The sequence below is a fragment of the Burkholderia sp. Ac-20392 genome (assembly GCF_017104585.1).
GTDB lineage: Bacteria > Pseudomonadota > Gammaproteobacteria > Burkholderiales > Burkholderiaceae > Burkholderia > Burkholderia lata.
Genome location: NZ_JAAGPB010000516.1, coordinates 1 through 5,276 on the forward strand (window position 1 = coordinate 1; position 5,276 = coordinate 5,276).

Genomic DNA, 5,276 nt, shown 5'->3' on the forward strand with positions numbered 1-5,276 from the left:
TGCCGGTGACGAACACGAAGGCCGTCTGCTGCTGGCGCCGCGCGCCCGCGATGTCGAGCAGCACCATCAGCGAATCGCCGGCCTGCGGCGCGGGGCGCGACATCACGAGATAGCGCGTGGTGCGGCCGCTGTGGCGCGTATCGGGAAAGGTGCCGAACCATGCGGCCGCGCTGCGGTCGCCGATGTGGCGGTACGGCAGCGCGTCGACCGTGCGGCCCGCGTATTGCCGCGACGCCTGGATGTCGTGCTGCTGCTGCGCGGTGATCGGGCGCAGCGCGGTGAATTTCCACGCGGGTTCGGTCGAGATCACGACCACGCCGTTGCTGTCGACGACCATCGCGGCGACGCCCGGCGCACGCCACGCCGATTCGAGCGGATCGACGCTGATCTTCACGGCGGCCACGCCGATCGGCACGCCGTCGTCGCGCACCGCGCTGGCGAAGTAGACGCCCGGCACGCCGGTGTTGGTGCCGATGCCGAAGAAGCGGCCGCTGCCGCGCGCGAGCGCGTCCTTGAAGTACGGCCGGTACGACACGTTGGTGCCGACGAAGCTGAGTGTCTCGTTCCAGTTGCTGGCGGCGATCACGTCGCCCTGCAGGTCGATCACGTCGACCGCGCCGCTGCCCGCGTCGCGGTTCACGGCTTCAAGATAGGTGTTGACCGTGTGCACGAGCTCGGGTGCGTCGTGCGGCGCGGCTTTCAGCATCGTGCGCACGCCGTCCTGCCGCGCGACCAGGCCGGGCAGGATCTCGAAGCGGCCGAGTTCGCTTTTCAGGCTCGATGCATACAGGTCGAGCCGGTGCGCGCCGGTTTCCTCGAGCGCGTCGATCGCGCGTTCCCACGCGAAGTCGACGGCCGCGGCCGCGACGCACACATACAGCACGCCGGCCGATGCCCAGCCCCACCACGGGATTCCCTTGAAGCCTTTTTGCACGTTCGCCCTCATCGAAGCCCGCAACCGGCCGCCCGGCGTGACGCCCGAAACGACGCCCTGAACGACGCGCGCCGCGCGCCGGCAAAGCCGGCGGCGGCGCGTGCGAAGCGGCCTGCGCGACGGTGCGCGCGGCGGCGCGTCATCCGAAGTGGGCGATCAGGATCAGCGTGACCGTGACGACGATCGCGCCGCCGATCCGCGTCGCGATCTGCGCGAACGGCATCAGCTGCATCCGGTTCGCGGCGGTCAGGATCGCGACGTCGCCCGTGCCGCCTTGCCCGCTGTGGCAGGCGTTCACGATTGCGGTGTCGATAGGGTACATCTTCATCAGGCGGCCGACCACGAAACCGGTGCCCATCAGCGTCGCGACGGTCGATACGATCGTGACGACGTTGACGACCGTGAACGCGGCGGTCAGCTTGTCCCACGGCGTCATCGCGACGCCGATCGCGAACAGCAGCGGATACGTGACGGCGGTCGAGAAGAACTTGTAGACGACGAACGCGCCTTCCTGCAGCGGCGGCGACACTGCGCGCGCAAGCTTCACGAGCACCGCGAGGAACAGCATCGCGACCGGCGCGGGCAGGCCGAACAGCTTGTGCGCCATCAGGCCGACCAGGTACAGCGTGATGGCCGTGATGCCGGCGCCCGCGATGTGCGAGACGTCGACGTGGCCGCGGATTTCCTCGTTCTCGGGCGTCATGTCACCCGATTCGCCGACCTGCAGGCGGCCGTTGCCGGTCAGGTGCGGGTAGCGCTTGCCGAGCATGTCGAGCGCACCCGACAGGATGATCGCGGTCAGGCTGCCGAGCATCACCGGCGGCAGCACCATCGCGAACATCTCGCCTTGCGGCAGGTGCATCAGTTCCGAATAGCCGATCGACAGCGGAATCGCACCTTCGCCGACGCCGCCCGCCATGATCGGCACGACGATGTACAGCAGCGTGTGGCGCGCACCGAGGCCGAGCGCGGTGCCGACCGCCGTGCCGACGATCGCGGCCGCGACCGAACCGGCCGCGAGCGGGATGAAGATCTTCACGAAGCCCTGGATCAGCACGCGCCGATCCATGCTCAGGATGCTGCCGACGATGATCGACGCGATGAACAGGTACAGGAAGTTGGTCGACTTCGTGAACTCGACGGTGAGGTTCAGCACCGGCTTCGGCAGCACGTGGTAGTACGTGAGCGCCGACGGCACGAAGGTCGCGAAGATCGCGGCCGCGCCGATGTTGCGCAACAGCGGCAGGCGCTTGCCCAGTTCCGCGCAGGTGAAGCCGAAGAACGCGAGCACCGCGATCGCCATCGAGATCTCGCCGGGCACCTTGCCGGTTACCGAGAAGCCGACGATCAGCGCGAGCAGGATGAAGTAGACGGGCAGCGGAATGATGCCGATGCGGATTTCCATCAGTTTCCACCAGCCTTCCGGCCAGAAGCGCTCGCGCGGGGTGGCGACGGCGTCGGAAACCGGCTCCGGATGGGACGGGGATTGGATTGAGGTCTGCAAGACGTGTCTCCTGATGTTGGAATGCCTGCATCGCTTCGCGGCATCGTGTGCCGTCTATTACGCAACCCCCGTGCCAGAAATCCGGCCTGCCAGAATATTTTTAATGCATTGATTTATAAGGGGTTTGTTTCGTCTGCTGAAAGGATGGCTCGACCGGCTGGCCGAGATTTCGGAATTCGCCCGGCGCCCAGGCCGAGATTTCGGCCAGGCGGCCGGCCGGGCGCCCGGTCAGGCCCCGATCCTGCGTGGCCGCCCGCCATATCGCCGCGCGCGATTTTCTTCGCACAATCGCTTCGTAGACCGCCCCTGCGCCGCTCTCTATCATCGGCTGATCCTTTTCCGATGCGATGCCCCCCGTCCGGAGAACGCCCGCGCGTTCGCCGCGGCGTCGCTCATCCGTCGATACCGTCTTTGGACAGGAGAGTGGTTTCATGCTGCATGCCGTTTTTTCCGCCCGCTTTTCCGCCGGCCGCGTCGCGCGCCTGCTGGCCGCCGCCCTGTTTGGCGTCGCGCTGCTCAACGGCGCGCACGCCGACACCGCGCCGCTGAAGGTCGGCATCTCGACCAGCCCGCAGATCGAGGCGCTGAAGGTCGCCGCGAAGGAGGCGAAGGCGCAGGGGCTCGACGTGAAGATCGTCGAATTCACCGACTGGAATACGCCGAACGCGGCGCTCGCGAACAAGGACATCGACGTCAACTACTTCCAGCACATCCCGTTCCTCGAGAACGCGAACAGGCAGGGCGGCTACAACTTCGTGTCGATCGCGCCCGGCACGATCATGAAGATCGGCCTCTATTCGAAGAAGGTGAAAAGCTTCAGCGAGCTGAAGGACGGCGCGAAGGTCGCGATCGCGAACGATCCGGTGAACGGCGGGCGCGGGCTGTTGCTGCTGCAGCGCGCGGAGCTCATCACGCTGAAGCCGGGCGCCGACTACCGGGCAACGACGCACGACATCGTCGCGAACCCGAAGCACCTGAAGATCATCCCGCTCGAAGCGTCGCAGCTCGCGCGCTCGCTCGACGACGTCGATCTCGCGCAGGGCTACCCGAGCTTCATCAAGCTCGCCGGCACGACCGACCCGAACAGCGCGCTGCTGTTCGACGGCACCGAGAACAAGATCTTCGCGATCCAGTGGGTCGTGCGGCCGGACAGCGTGAACGATCCGCGCATCCGCAAGTTCATCGCGATCTACCAGCAGTCGCCGGCCGTGCGCAAGGCGCTCGATAACGCGTTCGGCTCGCTGTACGCGATCGCGTGGTGACGGAGGCGGGCATGACGACGGCGAACCGCAAGAAGATCCTGCTCAACGCGTTCAACATGAACTGCGTCGGGCACATCAACCACGGTCTGTGGACGCATCCGCGCGACCGCTCCGCGCACTACACCGATCTCGATTACTGGGCTGACCTCGCGAAGACGCTGGAGCGCGGCAAGTTCGACGGAATCTTCCTCGCGGACATCGTCGGCGTGTACGACGTGTTCGGCGGCGGCCCCGATGCCGCGCTGCGTGAATCGGTGCAGGTGCCCGTCAACGATCCGCTGCTGCTGGTGCCCGCGATGGCGCAGGTCACGCGGCACCTCGGCTTCGGCGTGACCGCGAACCTGACCTACGAACCGCCTTACCTGTTCGCGCGCCGCATGTCGACGCTCGATCATCTGACGAAAGGGCGCGTGGGCTGGAACATCGTCACCGGCTATCTCGACAGCGCCGCGCGCGGGATGGGCCTCGCGCAGCAGATCGGCCACGACGACCGCTACGAGCGCGCGGACGACTACATGGACGTCGTCTACAAGCTGTGGGAACAGAGCTGGGACGACGACGCGGTGATCCGCGACGCACAGGCGCGCGTGTTCGCGCAGCCGGGCAAGGTGCGGCGCGTGAAGCACGACGGGCCGTTCTATTCGCTCGACGCGATTCATCTGAGCGAGCCGTCGCTGCAGCGCACGCCGGTGCTGTACCAGGCCGGTTCGTCCGCGCGCGGCGTCGAGTTCGCCGGCCGTCACGCGGAATGCGTGTTCGTGAACGGGCAAAGCAAGGCCGCCGCGCGCGCGGCGGCACTCGACATCCGCGCGGCCGCTGCACGGCAGGGGCGCGACCCGGCGTCGATCCGGATCTTCGCGGGCGTGAGCGTCGTGACGGCGGAAACCGAACTGCTCGCACGCGAGAAGTTTGACGAATACCGTCGCTACGCGAGTGCCGAAGCCGGCCTCGCGCATTTCGCGAGCTCGACCGGCATCGACTTCGCGAAGTACGGCCTCGACGAGCCGATCTCGTACGTGAAGACCGATTCGATCCAGTCGGCCGTCGACGCGATCTCGCGCAAGAGCACGACCGGCACGTGGACCGTGCGCCGCATGCTCGAACAGATGTCGCTCGGCGGTCGCTATGCGCCGATCGTCGGCTCGCCGTCGCAGGTCGCGGACGAACTGCAGTCGTGGATCGACGAGACCGGCATCGACGGCTTCAACCTGACGCGCACCGTGATGCCCGAATCGTTCGAGGATTTCGTCGACTGGGTCGTGCCCGAGCTGCAGAACCGCGGCGTCTACAAGGAAGACTACGATCCTGCGCCGACGCTGCGCGAGAAGCTGTTCGGCGCGGGCTCGCGCCTGCCTGCATGGCATACCGGCGCGCAGCACCGGCCGGCTGCCGTATCCGAGCCCGCGCATCCCGCGCATGCCTGAACGTGACGGAGCGAAGCGATGACGCAATTGTTCGATACGCTGGGTTTCATCGATACGTCGGCCGCGCGCGCCGGCGCCGCTGCCACGACGCATGACGCAGCGACCACGTCGACCGAACCGGCCGGCGCCGGCGGCGCCGCCGTGTCGCTGGA

5 protein-coding genes are annotated in these 5,276 nt (G+C 67.2%); 2 read left to right on the forward strand and 3 right to left on the reverse strand.

Features of this window, described 5'->3' with window-relative positions; all coding sequences use genetic code 11:
• The 3 genes from G3N99_RS33560 to G3N99_RS42150 all read right to left on the reverse strand — a co-directional run.
• The coding region (locus G3N99_RS33560) for a cache domain-containing protein (RefSeq protein ID WP_277396475.1) at positions 1-946 on the reverse strand (946 nt) is incomplete at its 3' end.
• 127 nt (positions 947-1,073) lie between these two features.
• Positions 1,074-2,438 (reverse strand): 2-hydroxycarboxylate transporter family protein, encoded by a 1,365-nt coding sequence (locus G3N99_RS33565; protein ID WP_174941046.1) that lies wholly within the window; start codon positions 2,436-2,438, stop codon positions 1,074-1,076.
• A 100-nt stretch (positions 2,439-2,538) separates the two neighbouring features.
• The gene (locus G3N99_RS42150) at positions 2,539-2,871 is read right to left on the reverse strand and encodes a hypothetical protein (protein WP_241011991.1); all 333 of its coding nucleotides are present in this window, start codon (positions 2,869-2,871) and stop codon (positions 2,539-2,541) included.
• On the opposite strand from G3N99_RS42150, the gene G3N99_RS33575 reads away from it, so the two are divergent.
• Together G3N99_RS33575 and G3N99_RS33580 are read left to right on the forward strand one after the other, a co-directional pair.
• Positions 2,870-3,700, forward strand: a complete 831-nt coding sequence (locus tag G3N99_RS33575) for a MetQ/NlpA family ABC transporter substrate-binding protein (RefSeq protein ID WP_206124518.1) — start codon at positions 2,870-2,872, stop codon at positions 3,698-3,700. The two genes, G3N99_RS42150 and G3N99_RS33575, sit on opposite strands and share 2 nt — an antisense overlap.
• Before the next feature lie 11 nt (positions 3,701-3,711).
• Positions 3,712-5,124 (forward strand): LLM class flavin-dependent oxidoreductase, encoded by a 1,413-nt coding sequence (locus G3N99_RS33580; RefSeq protein ID WP_206124519.1) that lies wholly within the window; start codon positions 3,712-3,714, stop codon positions 5,122-5,124.
• Positions 5,125-5,276: the final 152 nt, after the last annotated feature.

Bases quoted from the DNA above. Each gene is read 5' to 3' on its own strand.
- G3N99_RS33575 (WP_206124518.1), top strand. From the start codon at position 2,870: ATGCTGCATGCCGTTTTTTCCGCCCGCTTTTCCGCCGGCCGCGTCGCG.
- G3N99_RS42150 (WP_241011991.1), bottom strand. From the start codon at position 2,871: ATGAAACCACTCTCCTGTCCAAAGACGGTATCGACGGATGAGCGACGC.
- G3N99_RS33580 (WP_206124519.1), top strand. From the start codon at position 3,712: ATGACGACGGCGAACCGCAAGAAGATCCTGCTCAACGCGTTCAACATG.